Source organism: Enterobacter asburiae (genome assembly GCF_007035645.1).
In the GTDB taxonomy this organism is placed as follows: Bacteria; Pseudomonadota; Gammaproteobacteria; order Enterobacterales; family Enterobacteriaceae; genus Enterobacter; species Enterobacter asburiae_B.
Genome location: NZ_AP019632.1, coordinates 3,841,643 through 3,857,049, shown reverse-complemented (window position 1 = coordinate 3,857,049; position 15,407 = coordinate 3,841,643). Strand labels below are relative to the sequence as shown.

The 15,407-nt window shown below is 55.6% G+C and carries 15 protein-coding genes and 1 other annotated feature; of the genes, 11 read left to right on the top strand and 4 right to left on the bottom strand.

All coding sequences use genetic code 11. The annotated features are described in order from the left end of the window. Position 1: 1 nt before the first annotated feature. On the top strand, positions 2-1,354 hold the full coding sequence (gene creD, locus FOY96_RS18395; protein ID WP_045888138.1) for a cell envelope integrity protein CreD: 1,353 nt from the start codon (positions 2-4) through the stop codon (positions 1,352-1,354). A gap of 45 nt (positions 1,355-1,399) precedes the next feature. On the opposite strand, the gene arcA is transcribed toward creD, so the two are convergent. After that, a complete protein-coding gene (arcA, locus tag FOY96_RS18390; RefSeq protein WP_003856501.1) occupies positions 1,400-2,116 on the bottom strand; it encodes a two-component system response regulator ArcA in 717 nt (238 codons plus the stop codon). 95 nt (positions 2,117-2,211) lie between these two features. On the opposite strand from arcA, the gene yjjY reads away from it, so the two are divergent. The 7 genes from yjjY (at position 2,212) to FOY96_RS18355 (ending at position 9,052) form a co-directional block, all read left to right on the top strand. Next, positions 2,212-2,352, top strand: a complete 141-nt coding sequence (gene yjjY / locus FOY96_RS18385; protein ID WP_085928893.1) for a YjjY family protein — start codon at positions 2,212-2,214, stop codon at positions 2,350-2,352. A gap of 399 nt (positions 2,353-2,751) precedes the next feature. After that, positions 2,752-3,438, top strand: a complete 687-nt coding sequence (locus tag FOY96_RS18380) for a tRNA/rRNA methyltransferase (protein ID WP_029740855.1) — start codon at positions 2,752-2,754, stop codon at positions 3,436-3,438. 211 nt (positions 3,439-3,649) lie between these two features. After that, entirely contained in the window at positions 3,650-3,718 is a 69-nt protein-coding gene (gene thrL / locus FOY96_RS18375; RefSeq protein ID WP_015572623.1) for a thr operon leader peptide, read from the top strand. Continuing rightward, positions 3,657-3,774, top strand: a sequence feature (Thr leader region). Its footprint overlaps the gene before it by 62 nt. 24 nt (positions 3,775-3,798) lie before the next feature. Next, complete coding sequence (thrA, locus tag FOY96_RS18370; protein WP_143347548.1) at positions 3,799-6,261, top strand: bifunctional aspartate kinase/homoserine dehydrogenase I; 2,463 nt, start codon at positions 3,799-3,801, stop codon at positions 6,259-6,261. A 1-nt stretch (position 6,262) separates the two neighbouring features. After that, positions 6,263-7,192 (top strand): homoserine kinase, encoded by a 930-nt coding sequence (gene thrB, locus FOY96_RS18365; RefSeq protein WP_064673210.1) that lies wholly within the window; start codon positions 6,263-6,265, stop codon positions 7,190-7,192. 3 nt (positions 7,193-7,195) lie between these two features. Then, positions 7,196-8,482 carry a threonine synthase gene (gene thrC, locus FOY96_RS18360; protein ID WP_039260864.1) on the top strand — a complete coding sequence of 429 codons (1,287 nt, stop codon included), beginning with the start codon at positions 7,196-7,198 and terminating at the stop codon, positions 8,480-8,482. Between the two features lie 267 nt (positions 8,483-8,749). Next, positions 8,750-9,052, top strand: a complete 303-nt coding sequence (locus tag FOY96_RS18355; protein WP_039260862.1) for a DUF2502 domain-containing protein — start codon at positions 8,750-8,752, stop codon at positions 9,050-9,052. A gap of 32 nt (positions 9,053-9,084) precedes the next feature. Here FOY96_RS18355 and yaaA read toward each other — a convergent pair whose 3' ends face one another. Together yaaA and FOY96_RS18345 are read right to left on the bottom strand one after the other, a co-directional pair. Next, positions 9,085-9,858 (bottom strand): peroxide stress protein YaaA, encoded by a 774-nt coding sequence (yaaA, locus tag FOY96_RS18350; protein WP_143347547.1) that lies wholly within the window; start codon positions 9,856-9,858, stop codon positions 9,085-9,087. Positions 9,859-9,924: 66 nt separating this feature from the next. After that, positions 9,925-11,355, bottom strand: a complete 1,431-nt coding sequence (locus FOY96_RS18345; RefSeq protein ID WP_143347546.1) for an alanine/glycine:cation symporter family protein — start codon at positions 11,353-11,355, stop codon at positions 9,925-9,927. A gap of 262 nt (positions 11,356-11,617) precedes the next feature. On the opposite strand from FOY96_RS18345, the gene tal reads away from it, so the two are divergent. From tal to FOY96_RS18330, 3 genes are all read left to right on the top strand, one after another. Then, positions 11,618-12,571, top strand: coding sequence for a transaldolase (tal, locus tag FOY96_RS18340; RefSeq protein ID WP_023310342.1), 954 nt, complete (start codon positions 11,618-11,620; stop codon positions 12,569-12,571). 110 nt (positions 12,572-12,681) lie between these two features. Continuing rightward, the gene (mog, locus tag FOY96_RS18335; RefSeq protein WP_023310343.1) at positions 12,682-13,269 is read left to right on the top strand and encodes a molybdopterin adenylyltransferase; all 588 of its coding nucleotides are present in this window, start codon (positions 12,682-12,684) and stop codon (positions 13,267-13,269) included. Positions 13,270-13,391: 122 nt separating this feature from the next. Then, positions 13,392-14,714 (top strand): MFS transporter, encoded by a 1,323-nt coding sequence (locus FOY96_RS18330; RefSeq protein ID WP_143347545.1) that lies wholly within the window; start codon positions 13,392-13,394, stop codon positions 14,712-14,714. On the opposite strand, the gene satP is transcribed toward FOY96_RS18330, so the two are convergent. After that, a complete protein-coding gene (gene satP / locus FOY96_RS18325) occupies positions 14,691-15,257 on the bottom strand; it encodes an acetate uptake transporter (protein ID WP_143347544.1) in 567 nt (188 codons plus the stop codon). The genes FOY96_RS18330 and satP overlap by 24 nt on opposite strands. Positions 15,258-15,407 lie beyond the last annotated feature (150 nt).

The window sequence follows — 15,407 nt, the reverse complement described above, 5'->3', positions numbered from 1 at the left end:
AATGATGAAATCCCCACTGTTCTGGAAAATTAGCACCCTGCTGGGGTGCATCCTGCTGCTGTTAGTCCCGCTTTTTATGGTCAGTAACCTGATATCAGAGCGGGAGAGCTACCGCAATGATGTCGAAAATACGCTTCGCCAGAGTACCAGCGGACCGCAAAAACTGGTCGGCCCGATGATTGCGATTCCGATGACGGAGATCTTCTACAAGATAGAGGACGAGAAGAAGGTCGAATACAAGAAAAGCTATATGCATTTCATTCTGCCGGAATCTCTGGTTGTTGAAGGTAACCAGCGCGTTGAGTCGAGAAATATTGGTATCTATGACGGGCAGATCTGGAACACGGACCTGAAGATAAAAGCGCAGTTTAATACCGAAGAGCTGAAGCAGTTGAAAGGGGAAACGATCGCGACAGGGCAGCCGTTTATCGTGACGGGCGTTGGCGACGCGCGGGGTATTGGCACGGTCAGTATCTCTAAAATCAATGGTGAGACCCTAAGCGTGGAACCCGGTTCAGGCGTCTACGGTGCGCTTGCTGGGATCCACATCCCGCTGACCGACAAAGCGCTGGAAGCCAAAACGTTTGCGCTTGATATGTCCCTCAGCCTGGCGGGAACCGGCAGTTTTGCGGTGGTGCCGGTAGGGCGTAATAGCGAAATGACGCTCAACAGCAACTGGCCGCATCCGGGTTTTATGGGCGATTATCTCCCTGTTAAGCATCAGATAGGCGAGTCTGGTTTCCAGGCGAACTGGCAGAGCAGCTGGTTTGCAAATAACCTTGAGAGCTGGTTCTACGGCAAGGAGTCGCCGGAGTGGGAGGCGCTCCCGGCCTTTAGCGTCACGGTAGCGACGCCAGCCGACCAGTATCAATTGACCGACCGGGCAATTAAATACGCTATTTTGCTGATTGCGCTGACGTTTATGGCCTTCTTCGTCTTCGAAACCTTAACCGGATTACGCCTTCATCCGATGCAGTATCTGCTGGTGGGGCTGTCGCTGGTCCTGTTCTATCTGGTGTTGCTGGCGCTGTCTGAACACGTCGGGTTTACGCCAGCCTGGGTTGTTGCAAGCCTGGTTGGCGCAGCGATGAACGGAATGTACCTGCAGGCCGTGCTGAAAAGCTGGAAACGCAGCGGGCTGTTTGTGCTGGCACTACTCGGACTGGATGTCGTGATGTGGTTCCTGCTGCGCTCGGAGGACAGCGCATTGCTACTGGGCTCTGCTGTTCTTGCCCTGGCGCTGTTCGCGGTGATGTACCTGACCCGGCATTTCGACTGGTACTCGCTCTCTCAGCCGAAGCGACCAGAGCCACCCGCAGCACCTGATAACGATACGATGCGGATCTGGAAATAAAAAAACGGCGCAAATGCGCCGTTTTTTAATGCGTTAACTGCGGGATTACTCCTGCAGATCGCCGCAGAAACGATAGCCTTCGCCGTGGATCGTGGCGATGATTTCCGGCGTATCTGGCGTAGATTCGAAATGCTTACGAATACGACGAATGGTCACGTCTACGGTACGGTCGTGCGGTTTCAGCTCACGGCCGGTCATTTTCTTCAGCAGCTCTGCACGGGACTGAATTTTGCCCGGGTTTTCGCAGAAGTGCAGCATCGCGCGGAATTCACTGCGCGGCAGTTTATACTGCTCACCGTTCGGGCTAATCAGCGAACGGCTATTGATATCAAGTTCCCAGCCGTTGAATTTGTAGCTGTCTACGCTACGACGCTCTTCGCTGACCGTACCCAGGTTCATGGTGCGGGACAGCAGATTGCGTGCACGAATGGTTAACTCGCGAGGATTGAACGGCTTGGTGATGTAGTCATCCGCACCGATTTCCAGGCCAAGAATTTTATCAACTTCGTTATCACGGCCCGTCAGGAACATTAACGCGACGTTCGCCTGCTCGCGCAGTTCGCGCGCCAGAAGAAGACCGTTTTTGCCCGGCAGGTTAATATCCATGATCACCAGGTTGATATCATTTTCAGAAAGGATCTGATGCATCTCTGCGCCATCGGTCGCTTCAAAGACATCGTAGCCTTCTGCTTCGAAAATGCTCTTTAACGTGTTGCGTGTTACCAACTCGTCTTCAACGATAAGAATGTGCGGGGTCTGCATGTTTGCTACCTAAATTGCCAACTAAATCGAAACAGGAAGTACAAAAGTCCCTGACCTGCCTGATGCATGTCGCAAATTAACATGATCGGCTTAACGTGACTAAAGTACGTAATTGCGTTCTTGATGCACTTTCCATCAACGTCAACAACATCATTAGCTTGGTCTTGGGTACTTTCCCTTTGGACCCGACAGTGTCAAAAACGGCTGTCATCCTAACCATTTTAACAGCAACATAACAGGCTAAGTGACACCAGACACCCAATAAAACTACGCTTCGTTGACATATATCAAGTTCAATTGTAGCACGTTAACAGTTTGATGAAATCATCGTAGCCGAATGCTAGCCTTTGTCACAATTTTTCAATAAACCAACTAGTTGCGGACATTGATTTATAAACGAAGCGAATCCAATCAGAATAGGGTATTCATGTCGCTATTATCATTATAAAACATAGGGATAATAGTGTTCTGTTAACATTCTAACTGATTGTTCAGACAAGGAATAGTTTAGCGTTTTTAATTTGTTATGAAACGCTATTTCGGTGATTTGTGTTGCATTTTTGTAAATTCGCGCCGCGTAATATGTTGAAGTGCATCACATTTTTGCCCGCTAACTGATTAAAAAGAGAGCATAAATGCATCTGTCGATTGTACTGGTTGCCCCAGCCAGAGCCGAAAATATAGGCGCTGCCGCGCGCGCCATGAAGACCATGGGTTTTACCGATTTACGTATCGTGGACAGCACTGCCCACCTGGAGCCTGCGGCACGTTGGGTCGCGCACGGATCGGGCGATATCCTCGATAATATAACCACTTACGCGACGCTTGCTGATGCGCTGCACGACATTTCGTTTACCGTTGCGACCACCGCGCGCAGCCGGGCAAAGTTCCATTACTATGCCACGCCAGCGGAGCTGGTGCCGATGCTGAGCGAGAAAAGCCAGTGGCTGGATAAAGCCGCGCTGGTGTTTGGTCGTGAAGATTCCGGATTGACCAACGAAGAGCTGGAGCTGGCGGACGTTCTTACCGGTGCGCCGATGGTCGCCGATTATCCCTCCCTGAATTTAGGCCAGGCGGTCATGGTCTATTGCTATCAATTAGCCTCCCTAATACAAATCCCTCAACCACCGGCAGAAGGGGCAAATGAAAATCAGCTGGCTGCGCTGCGCGCTCGCGTTGAGCAACTGTTGTCTCAGTTGGGTGTGGCGGACGATCAAAAAATGGCTGACTGGTTGCAGCAGCGTTTGGGGCGTCTTGAGCAGCGGGACACAGCAATGCTGCACCGTTTGCTGCACGATATTGAAAAAAAATTGGCGGAGTAAAATCCTGTCATAAGTTTTTACTATGGTGAATAAGTCTGTACTGATGGGTTGCACTTGGGCGAATCGGATGAAAATAAATCTGCAAACAGCGGGACGTGAGAGTCTCCCGAATTGTGATCAAATTAAAAATTCGTTGACTTAAGGTGCCCGATCCTTTAACCCTAAAAGAATACAGGACAGACAGATAATAATGACAGAGTACACAACATCCATGAAACGCATCAGCATCACCACCATTACTACAACCATCATCATTACCACAGGTAACGATGCGGGCTGACGCGTACAGGAAAAACAAAAAAAAGCCCGCACCTGAACAGTGCGGGCTTTTTTTTCGGCTAAAGGAAACGAGGTAGAACCATGCGAGTGTTGAAGTTCGGCGGTACATCAGTGGCAAATGCAGAACGTTTTCTGCGTGTTGCCGATATCCTGGAAAGCAACGCCAGGCAGGGGCAGGTTGCTACCGTGCTCTCTGCCCCGGCAAAAATCACGAACCATCTGGTGGCGATGATTGAAAAAACCATCGGTGGCCAGGATGCACTCCCGAACATCAGCGACGCAGAGCGTATCTTCGCTGACTTGCTGCAAGGGCTGGCAGAGGTGCTGCCTGGCTTCCCGCACGCTCAGCTGAAGTCCTTCGTTGAGCAGGAATTCGCGCAAATCAAACATGTCCTTCACGGCATCAGCCTTCTCGGCCAGTGCCCGGACGGCGTCAACGCGGCGCTGATCTGCCGGGGCGAAAAACTCTCTATCGCCATCATGGCCGGCGTGCTGGAAGCGCGCGGCCATAGCGTGACCGTAATCGATCCGGTTGAAAAACTGCTGGCGGTGGGCCACTACCTCGAATCCACCGTTGATATTGCCGAATCAACCCGCCGTATCGCCGCCAGCAAAATTCCTTCTGACCACATGATCCTGATGGCAGGCTTCACCGCTGGTAACGAGAAGGGCGAGCTGGTGGTGCTGGGCCGTAACGGCTCCGACTACTCCGCCGCCGTGCTGGCCGCCTGTTTACGCGCAGACTGTTGTGAAATATGGACTGACGTCGACGGCGTTTATACCTGCGACCCGCGCCAGGTTCCGGACGCCAGGCTGCTGAAGTCGATGTCGTACCAGGAAGCGATGGAGCTTTCCTACTTCGGCGCCAAAGTGCTTCACCCTCGTACCATCTCCCCGATTGCCCAGTTCCAGATCCCTTGCCTGATTAAAAACACCGGTAACCCGCAGGCGCCGGGTACGCTGATTGGCGCGAGTACCGATGAAGACGGTCTGCCGGTCAAAGGCATCTCCAACCTCAACAACATGGCGATGTTCAGCGTCTCCGGCCCGGGGATGAAGGGGATGGTCGGCATGGCGGCGCGCGTCTTTGCGGCTATGTCCCGCAACGGTATCTCGGTGGTGCTGATTACCCAGTCTTCTTCCGAATACAGCATCAGCTTCTGCGTGCCGCAGGCTGACTGCCTGCGCGCCCGTCGCGCGCTGGAGGAGGAGTTCTATCTGGAACTCAAAGAAGAGCTGCTGGAACCGCTAGCCATTCAGGAACGCCTGGCGATTATCTCCGTGGTCGGCGACGGCATGCGTACGTTGCGCGGTATCTCCGCGAAGTTCTTTGCCGCGCTGGCGCGCGCCAATATCAATATCGTGGCGATTGCCCAGGGCTCGTCAGAGCGTTCAATTTCTGTTGTTGTGGACAACGATGACGCCACCACCGGCGTACGCGTGGTTCACCAGATGCTGTTCAACACCGATCAGGTTATCGAGCTGTTCCTGATTGGCGTCGGCGGCGTGGGCGGCGCGCTGCTGGAGCAGGTGAAGCGTCAGCAGGAGTGGCTGAAGAAGAAACATATCGATCTGCGCGTCTGCGGGATTGCCAACTCCAGAGCGCTACTCACCAACGTTCACGGTCTGAACCTGGAAAACTGGCAGGCCGAGATGAACGAGGCGAAAGAGCCGTTCAACCTGGGCCGTCTGATCCGTCTGGTGAAAGAGTACCACCTGCTTAACCCGGTGATCGTCGACTGTACCTCGAACCAGGCGGTGGCCGATCAGTACGCCGACTTCCTGCGCGAAGGTTTCCACGTGGTGACGCCGAACAAAAAGGCCAACACCTCGTCGATGGATTACTATCACCAGCTGCGTCTGGCGGCGAGCAAGTCGCGCCGCAAGTTCCTGTACGACACCAACGTGGGCGCGGGGCTGCCGGTTATCGAGAACCTGCAAAACCTGCTGAACGCGGGCGACGAGCTGCAGCGTTTCTCCGGCATTCTCTCCGGCTCGCTGTCGTTTATCTTCGGCAAGCTGGATGAGGGGATGAGTCTCTCGGAAGCGACCCGCGCCGCGCGCGAGCTGGGCTATACCGAGCCGGATCCGCGTGACGATCTCTCTGGTATGGACGTGGCGCGTAAGCTGCTGATTCTGGCACGTGAAACGGGCCGTGAGCTTGAGCTTTCCGATATCGTGATAGAACCCGTGCTGCCAGCAGAATTTGACAGCAGCGGTGATGTCGCTGCATTCATGGCAAATTTGCCGCAGCTTGACGATGCTTTTGCCGCGCGCGTTGCGAAAGCCCGTGATGAAGGTAAGGTATTGCGCTATGTTGGCAACATTGAAGAAGATGGCGTGTGCCGGGTGAAGATTGCCGAAGTGGATGGCAACGACCCGCTGTACAAAGTTAAAAACGGCGAAAACGCCCTCGCGTTTTACAGCCACTATTATCAGCCATTGCCGCTGGTGCTTCGCGGCTATGGCGCAGGGAACGATGTTACGGCGGCGGGTGTGTTTGCCGATCTGCTGCGTACCCTGTCATGGAAGTTAGGAGTTTAACATGGTCAAAGTTTATGCCCCGGCTTCCAGCGCGAATATGAGCGTCGGATTTGACGTGCTGGGCGCGGCGGTGACGCCGGTGGATGGTTCACTGCTGGGCGATACGGTCACGGTGGAAGCGGCAGACAGCTTCAGCCTGAACAACGTCGGCCGCTTCGCCAGCAAACTGCCGCCTGAGCCGCGCGAAAATATCGTCTATCAGTGCTGGGAACGCTTCTGTCAGGAGATCGGCAAAAACGTGCCGGTTGCCATGACGCTGGAAAAAAGTATGCCGATTGGCTCGGGGCTGGGTTCCAGCGCTTGTTCGGTGGTCGCCGCGCTGGTGGCGATGAACGAGCACTGCGGCAAGCCGCTGAACAACAACCGCCTGCTGGGGTTGATGGGCGAGCTGGAAGGGCGCATCTCCGGCAGCATTCACTATGACAACGTGGCGCCGTGCTTCCTCGGCGGCATGCAGCTGATGATCGAAGAAAATGGCATCATCAGCCAGCAGGTGCCAGGGTTTGATGAGTGGCTGTGGGTGCTGGCCTATCCGGGCATTAAGGTCTCTACCGCGGAAGCGCGTGCGATCCTGCCCGCGCAGTATCGTCGCCAGGACTGTATCGCCCATGGGCGTCATCTGGCGGGCTTTATCCACGCCTGCTACACCCGTCAGCCGCAGCTGGCGGCGAAGCTGATGAAGGACGTCATTGCCGAGCCGTACCGCACGAAGCTGCTGCCCGGCTTTAACGAGGCGCGACAGGCATCGATGGATATCGGCGCGCAGGCGTGCGGCATCTCCGGCTCCGGCCCGACGCTGTTCGCCCTGTGCGACAAGCCTGACACCGCGCAGCGCGTGGCGGACTGGCTCTCTAAACACTACCTGCAAAATCAGGAAGGCTTTGTTCATATTTGCCGTCTGGACACGGCTGGCGCACGAGTACTGGGATAATTAATGAAACTCTATAACCTTAAAGATCATAACGAGCAGGTCAGCTTCGCGCAGGCGGTAACTCAGGGGCTGGGCAAAAATCAGGGGCTGTTCTTCCCGCATGACCTGCCGGAATTCCAGCTGACCGAGATCGACGAGCTGCTGAAGCAGGACTTCGTCACCCGCAGCACCAAAATTCTGTCTGCGTTTATCGGCGACGAAATTCCGCAGGAGCTTCTGGAAGAGCGCGTGCGTGCGGCGTTCGCTTTCCCGGCGCCGGTTAAGCAGGTTGAGCCTGACGTTGGCTGCCTGGAGCTGTTCCACGGTCCGACCCTGGCGTTTAAAGACTTCGGCGGCCGCTTTATGGCGCAGATGCTGACCCACATCAGCGGCGACAAACCGGTGACCATCCTGACCGCGACCTCCGGCGATACCGGTGCGGCGGTGGCGCATGCCTTCTACGGCCTGAAAAATGTCCGCGTAGTGATCCTCTATCCGAAAGGCAAAATCAGCCCGCTGCAGGAAAAACTGTTCTGTACGCTCGGCGGCAACATTGAAACCGTGGCGATCGACGGCGATTTCGATGCCTGCCAGGCGCTGGTCAAGCAGGCCTTCGACGACGAAGAGCTGAAGGTGGCCCTGGGTCTGAACTCTGCCAACTCCATCAACATCAGCCGTCTGCTGGCGCAGATCTGCTACTACTTCGAAGCGGTGGCGCAGCTGCCGCAGGAAGCGCGCAACCAGCTGGTGATCTCCGTGCCGAGCGGTAACTTCGGTGACCTGACGGCAGGTCTGCTGGCGAAATCCCTGGGTCTGCCGGTGAAACGCTTTATCGCGGCGACCAACGCCAACGACACCGTGCCGCGCTTCCTGAAAGACGGGAAGTGGGCGCCGAACGCCACGCAGGCGACGCTCTCCAACGCGATGGATGTGTCACAGCCGAACAACTGGCCGCGCGTGGAAGAGCTGTTCCGCCGTAAGATCTGGCGTCTGGGTGACCTGGGTTACGCCGCGGTGACGGATGAAACCACCAAAGAAACCATGCGCGAGCTGAAGGCGGTGGGGTATACCTCTGAACCGCACGCGGCGATTGCCTACCGCGCGCTGCGCGACCAGCTTAACCCGGGTGAATATGGCCTGTTCCTGGGCACCGCGCATCCGGCGAAGTTCAAAGAGAGCGTGGAAGCGATCCTGGGCGAAACGCTGCCGCTGCCGAAAGAGCTGGCCGAGCGCGCCGACCTGCCGCTGCTGTCACATGAGCTGCCCGCGGATTTTGCCGCGCTGCGTAAGCTGATGATGACGCGCGCGTGATTGTGTTGCCCGGTGGCGGCTACGCCTTACCGGGCCTACAACGACCACGACGACCTAATCGTAGGCCGGGTAAGGTGAAGCCACCACCCGGCTTTTTTATGGAGAAATTAAGGAGAGAAAAAGCAGGAAAAAAGCAGAAAAAAAGCAGAAATTCCCAATAAATGCGGTCACTTAGCGTTTAGGATTGCAGAGAATAACATCCCCCGTTCCCCTCGCGTACTCTCCTTACATCGGCCCACGTTGGGCAAGAAGAATAAGGAGTCACCTGTGTCTACACTGAAACCTGCACTCATCGCGCTTTCACTGGTGCTGGCCGCCCCCATGGCGGTTCAGGCATCTGAAATTACCCTCGTACCGGCGGTCAAACTGCAGATTGGCGACCAGGATAACAACGGGCATTACTGGGACGGCGGCCGCTGGCGCGACCACGACTGGTGGAAGGCGCATTATGACTGGCGTGATAACCACTGGCGTCCACATGATGAGCATCGTAAACACGACGATCGTCACGATGACCATCACCACGATGACCGCCGCGACGATCGCGGCCCGGACTGGAAACACCATTAATGCAAAACCCCGCCAGCTGGCGGGGTTTGTTTTTACTGCTCGTGGCGCTTAAACACCAGCTCGCCTTTCCCCGACGACGCCTCGTCAAAGAAATAGCCTTCGCTGTTAAATTTGGTTAACTGCTCCGGCTTCGTCAGGCGGTTCTGGATGATGTAGCGGCTCATCAGGCCGCGCGCTTTCTTAGCGTAGAAGCTGATCACTTTGAACTTACCGTTCTTCTCGTCGAGGAACACCGGTTTGATAATCTCCGCATCCAGCTTTTTCGGCTTCACCGACTTGTAGTATTCGTCGGATGCCAGGTTAATCACCACGTTATCGTCCTGAGCGTGCAGCGCCGCGTTCAGCTTGTCGGTAATGATATCGCCCCAGAAATGATACAGGTCTTTGCCTTTGGCATTTTCCAGGCGAATCCCCATCTCCAGACGATACGGCTGCATCAGATCCAGCGGGCGCAGTACGCCGTACAGACCCGACAGCATGCGCAGATGCTGCTGGGCAAAATCGAAATCGGCTTCGCTAAAATCTTCCGCCTGCAGGCCGGTGTAGACATCACCTTTAAACGCCAGAATCGCCTGGCGAGCGTTAGCCGGGGTGAAATCCGGGTGCCACTCGTGAAAGCGGGTCGCGTTAAGATCGGCCAGCTTGTCGCTGATGCTCATCAGCGAGGCGATTTGCGGCGCAGAGAGCTTACGCGCTTCGCGGATCAGCTGTTGCGAGTAGTCCAGCAGTTCAGGCTGGGTATAGCGCTCGGTGGCGAGCGGGCTCTGGTAGTCGAGCGTTTTTGCAGGTGAAATCAGAATCAGCATATCCAGTCCTTGCAGGAAATTTAGAGCGACTTTAGCAAAAAATCGCCCTGAATTGATCGATAGCTGTTATTGCCGCGGCAAATCATCCCACGTGCCGGGGGCAAGCTGCGCCTTAATATCGGGATAGCGGGCGGGATCAAATACCGGCGGAACGCCGAGTTTGCGCTGACGCAGATAGTCTCTGGCAATCAAGGTCACAACGGGCGAGAGCAGCAGGATAGCGGTGAGGTTCGTGATCGCCATTAGCGCCATAATGATATCGGCCAGCTGCCAGACCAGCGGCATACTGAGGAAGGAGCCAGCGATGATCATCAGAATGACCGCGAGCCGCAGGGTTCCGATTGCGGCGCGCGAGTCGAGCTTCAGAAAAATAAGGTTATTTTCGGCGTAGAGGTAATTCACCACAATCGAACTGAAGGCAAACAGCACCAGGACGAGCGAGACAAATCCTGCTCCCCAGCCGCCGGTCAGGTTCACCAGCGCCTGCTGGAGAAGCTGTATCCCGGCGGTTCCAGAGGAGTGCGGGACGGGGCCTGCCAGCAGCAAAATCATGGCGCTGGCGGAGCAGATGATAATGGTATCGGTAAAGACGCCAATCATCTGCACAATGCCCTGTGCGGCCGGGTGCGGCGGCCAGGAAGAGGCGGCAGCGGCCGCGTTGGGGGTTGACCCCATTCCGGCTTCATTGGAGAACATGCCCCGCTGAAAACCCGCCATCAGCGCCTGGCTGAAGGTATAGCCCAGCGCCCCGGAGGCCACCTCGCGCCAGCCAAAAGCGCTTTTGACGATGGTCGCAATCACGCCAGGCACCTGGTCGATATGCAGTGCGGCGACGAACAGGCTCGCGACAACCCAAAGCAGCGCCATAACGGGAACCAGCCACTGCATCAGGCGGGCAACGCCCCTGAGACCGGCAGAAATGGTGAGCAGAACGACGAGGGCTAAAGCAATACCGGCGACCCACTCCGGGCAGGAGAAGGCATAGCGCAGGGCATTGGCGACAGAATTTGCCTGGACGGTATTAAAAATAAGACCGTATGCGAGCAGTAAAAAAAGCGAGAATAGAACGCCCATCCAGCGCATCCCCAAACCACGCGCCATGTACCAGGCAGGACCGCCGCGAAACTGGCCGTTTTTATCTTTCTCTTTATACAGCTGGGCGAGCGAACTTTCGGCAAAGGAGGTGGCCATTCCGAGTAGCGCCGTCACCCACATCCAGAAGACCGCGCCTGGCCCGCCGGCGCTGATGGCCAGCGCAACACCCGCCAGATTCCCGCTGCCGAGGCGTGCCGCCAGGCTGGTACAGAGTGCCTGGAACGACGTTAATCCGCCCGGCTGGGGCGTAACGCTGTTTTTCAGACTTCTGCCAAACTTGCGAATATAACGAAACTGGATAAACCCACTGCGTAGCGTAAACCAAATACCTGCTCCCAGAAGCAGGTAAATCATTATCGAACCCCACAGGACTTCGTTAATAAAGAAAAAGAAATCAGGCATTAACGTCCCTCTTGTTGATGCCAAAGTGAATATGTAAGCGCTACCACTGATTGGGCATGCTGTTGCTTAGCAGCCTGTTAATCTTCCGAGTTTACCATACTCTACCTAAGCGCACTGTCTGCGGTTGCGCTACCCCTCCGTCGTGTTATCATCAGGGCAGACCGGTTACATCCCCCTAACAAGTAAACCTGTCATTTTTCCGCTGCAGACATGCTGTCGGTAGCGTGAATTATCCAGGGCACGTTAAAAGAGAAACACTATCATGACGGATAAATTGACCTCCCTTCGTCAGTTCACCACTGTCGTAGCTGACACCGGAGATATCGCGGCAATGAAGCTGTACCAGCCGCAGGATGCCACAACTAACCCTTCTCTGATCCTTAACGCCGCACAGATCCCTGAGTATCGCAAACTGATTGACGACGCAGTGACCTGGGCGAAAGCACAGAGCAACGACCGCGCGCAGCAGGTTGTGGATGCCACCGACAAACTGGCAGTGAACATCGGTCTGGAAATCCTGAAGCTGGTTCCTGGCCGTATCTCTACCGAAGTGGATGCACGTCTCTCCTACGACACCGAAGCGTCTATCGCCAAAGCGAAACGCCTGATCAAAATGTACAACGACGCTGGCATCAGCAACGACCGTATCCTGATCAAACTGGCTTCCACCTGGCAGGGTATCCGCGCGGCAGAGCAGCTGGAAAAAGACGGTATCAACTGTAACCTGACCCTGCTGTTCTCCTTCGCGCAGGCGCGTGCATGTGCAGAAGCAGGCGTATACCTGATTTCTCCGTTCGTGGGCCGTATTCTGGACTGGTACAAAGCCAACACCGATAAGAAAGAGTACGCGCCGGCTGAAGATCCAGGCGTGGTTTCTGTTACTGAAATCTACGAATACTACAAACAGCACGGCTATGAGACTGTGGTTATGGGCGCAAGCTTCCGTAACGTCGGTGAAATCATCGAGCTGGCTGGCTGTGACCGCCTGACCATCGCCCCTGCGCTGCTGAAAGAGCTGGCAGAAAGCGAAGGTACCATCGAGCGTAAGCTGTCTTACACCGGTGAAGTGAAAGCGCGCCCAGAGCGCATCACTGAATCCGAGTTCCTGTGGCAGCACAACCAGGATCCAATGGCTGTAGACAAGCTGGCGGACGGTATCCGTAAGTTTGCTGTTGACCAGGGCAAACTGGAAAAAATGATCGGCGACCTGCTGTAATCATTCTGCGTGACCGGGCTCCCGGTCACGCGACTTCTTTCGTACCCTGTCTGAATCTCCTCTCTGCGTGTATCATTCCCTTTAATCAGTACTTTTTGAATGGAATGGATATGAATACCTTACGCATCGGCTTAGTGTCGATTTCTGACCGCGCCTCCAGCGGCGTTTACCAGGATAAAGGCATCCCCGCTCTGGAAGAGTGGCTTGGCAGCGCGCTGACCACCCCCTTTGACATTCAGACCCGCCTGATCCCTGACGAACAGCCGATCATCGAGCAGACGCTCTGCGAGCTGGTGGATGAGATGAGCTGCCACCTTGTTCTGACGACGGGCGGAACCGGCCCCGCGCGCCGCGACGTGACGCCGGACGCAACGCTGGCGATTGCCGATCGTGAAATGCCGGGCTTTGGCGAGCAGATGCGCCAGATAAGTCTACACTTTGTCCCGACGGCCATTCTTTCCCGTCAGGTGGGCGTAATCCGCAAACAGGCATTGATTCTGAACCTGCCGGGGCAGCCGAAGTCGATCAAAGAGACGCTGGAAGGGCTGAAAGCGGAAGATGGCAGCGTCCTCGTTCACGGCATCTTTGCAAGTGTACCGTATTGTATACAGCTCCTTGACGGTCCGTATGTGGAAACCGATGAGAAAGTGGTAGCAGCTTTTCGCCCGAAAAACGCACGTCGCGAAACAATCTCCTGAAATTAACCAATATGTGACATTAGCTGAAGCGGCGATGGCGTGGTAAAGCTTTTACGGTATAGTAATTTTTTCTTTACGATTGCTGTAAAAATAAATCCACAACACACGCATAATGGTTCGCTATGTCACATAACACCCGACCTCTGAATCGACAGGACTACAAAACCCTCACGCTCGCGGCCTTAGGCGGCGCGCTGGAGTTTTACGACTTTATCATCTTCGTCTTCTTCGCCGCCGTGGTGGGAGAGCTCTTCTTCCCGGCGGATATCCCGGATTGGCTGCGTCAGGTGCAAACCTTCGGCATTTTTGCCGCCGGATATCTGGCGCGTCCGCTGGGCGGCATTATCATGGCCCACTTTGGCGATCTGGTCGGGCGTAAGAAGATGTTTACCCTTAGCATCCTGCTGATGGCCGTGCCGACGCTGGCTATTGGTCTGCTGCCCACCTATGCCTCGATGGGCATTCTCGCTCCGTTGCTGCTGTTGCTGATGCGCGTTCTTCAGGGCGCGGCGATTGGCGGTGAAGTGCCGGGCGCGTGGGTGTTTGTCGCGGAGCATGTTCCGGCGCGCCGCATTGGAATCGCCTGTGGAACCTTAACCGCGGGGTTAACGGTAGGGATTTTGCTCGGTTCCGTCGTCGCGACAATTGTAAACACCAGCATGACGCAGCAGGCCGTGCACGACTGGGGCTGGCGTATTCCGTTCCTGCTGGGCGGGGCGTTTGGTCTGGTCGCGATGTACCTGCGCCGCTGGCTGCAGGAGACGCCGATTTTCCTCGAGATGCAGCAGCGCAAAGCGCTGGCGCAAGAGCTGCCGGTGAAGGCGGTCGTGGTACGTCATAAAAAAGCGGTGATGGTGTCGATGTTGCTCACCTGGCTGCTTTCTGCGGGCATTGTGGTGGTGATATTGATGTCCCCGGTGTGGCTGCAAAAGCAGTACGGTTTCGCCCCTGCCGTGACGTTACAGGCGAACAGTATCGCGACAATCATGCTCTGCTTTGGCTGTCTGGCCGCCGGGCTGGCGGCAGATCGTTTCGGCGCCAGCGTTACCTTTATCGTCGGCAGCCTGTTACTGGCCGCATCAAGCTGGGCGTTTTACCATCTGGCAGGCAGCCATCCTGAACAGCTGTTCCTACTGTATGGCGTGGTGGGGCTGTGCGTGGGCGTAGTGGGTGCTGTGCCTTACGTCATGGTGCGAGCTTTCCCGCCGGAGGTACGCTTCACCGGGATCTCATTTTCCTACAACGTGTCGTATGCCATTTTCGGCGGGCTGACGCCGATTGCGGTGACGGTGCTGATGGGCGTTTCGCCGATGGCACCAGCCTGGTATGTACTCGCGCTCTCGCTGATGGGGCTGGGATTAGGGATTTGGCTGGGGCAGATGAAGGGATGTCGTGCCCGCGAAGCGGACACGACAGAGGGATCAGTGTTTTTCACCAATCGGTAGAATGGTGCGGTCAAACTGCTCGTTCAGCACTTCACCCATTGCGAGGTAGATAGCGCTTGCGCCGCAAACCAGACCAATCCAGCCTGCAACATGAACGATGCCTTCGTTATCCACCAGGTGACCAATCGCCAGCAGGGCGAACAGTACGGTCAGGCTCAGGAAAACGAACTGCAGCATGCGGTTACCTTTCAGGGTACCGAAGAACATGAACAGGGTGAAGACGCCCCACAGGCCCAGGTAGACGCCCAGGAAGTGGGCGTTTGCCGCGTCTGCCATGCCCATTTTAGGCAGCAGCAGAATGGCAACCAGGGTCAGCCAGAAAGAACCGTAAGAGGTGAAGGCGGTTAAGCCGAAGGTATTGCCTTTCTTATATTCCAGCAGGCCCGCGAAGATTTGCGCGATACCGCCGTAAAAAATGCCCATCGCCAGGATGATGCCATCCATCGGGAAAATCCCGATATTGTGCAGGTTCAGCAGGATAGTGGTCATGCCAAAACCCATCAGGCCCAGCGGAGCCGGATTAGCCAACTTAGTGTTGCCCATAAGTCCTCAAAAAAATCATCATTAATATGGTGAAATGGTTAAACCCGCGTCAGTTCTCCCTGACTGGGCGCGGCATCATAATGGGCGCAATCGGTGGCGTCTATGATCTCATCAGGGTGAAATTAAAATTTTTTTTATGCTTGCCCCTTG

Coding starts and splice junctions, on each gene's coding strand:
- yaaA (WP_143347547.1), bottom strand. CDS start 9,858: ATGCTGATTCTGATTTCACCTGCAAAAACGCTCGACTACCAGAGCCCG.
- FOY96_RS18380 (WP_029740855.1), top strand. CDS start 2,752: ATGCATCTGTCGATTGTACTGGTTGCCCCAGCCAGAGCCGAAAATATA.
- thrC (WP_039260864.1), top strand. CDS start 7,196: ATGAAACTCTATAACCTTAAAGATCATAACGAGCAGGTCAGCTTCGCG.
- arcA (WP_003856501.1), bottom strand. CDS start 2,116: ATGCAGACCCCGCACATTCTTATCGTTGAAGACGAGTTGGTAACACGC.
- thrB (WP_064673210.1), top strand. CDS start 6,263: ATGGTCAAAGTTTATGCCCCGGCTTCCAGCGCGAATATGAGCGTCGGA.
- FOY96_RS18345 (WP_143347546.1), bottom strand. CDS start 11,355: ATGCCTGATTTCTTTTTCTTTATTAACGAAGTCCTGTGGGGTTCGATA.
- mog (WP_023310343.1), top strand. CDS start 12,682: ATGAATACCTTACGCATCGGCTTAGTGTCGATTTCTGACCGCGCCTCC.
- creD (WP_045888138.1), top strand. CDS start 2: ATGATGAAATCCCCACTGTTCTGGAAAATTAGCACCCTGCTGGGGTGC.
- satP (WP_143347544.1), bottom strand. CDS start 15,257: ATGGGCAACACTAAGTTGGCTAATCCGGCTCCGCTGGGCCTGATGGGT.
- thrA (WP_143347548.1), top strand. CDS start 3,799: ATGCGAGTGTTGAAGTTCGGCGGTACATCAGTGGCAAATGCAGAACGT.
- FOY96_RS18330 (WP_143347545.1), top strand. CDS start 13,392: ATGTCACATAACACCCGACCTCTGAATCGACAGGACTACAAAACCCTC.
- tal (WP_023310342.1), top strand. CDS start 11,618: ATGACGGATAAATTGACCTCCCTTCGTCAGTTCACCACTGTCGTAGCT.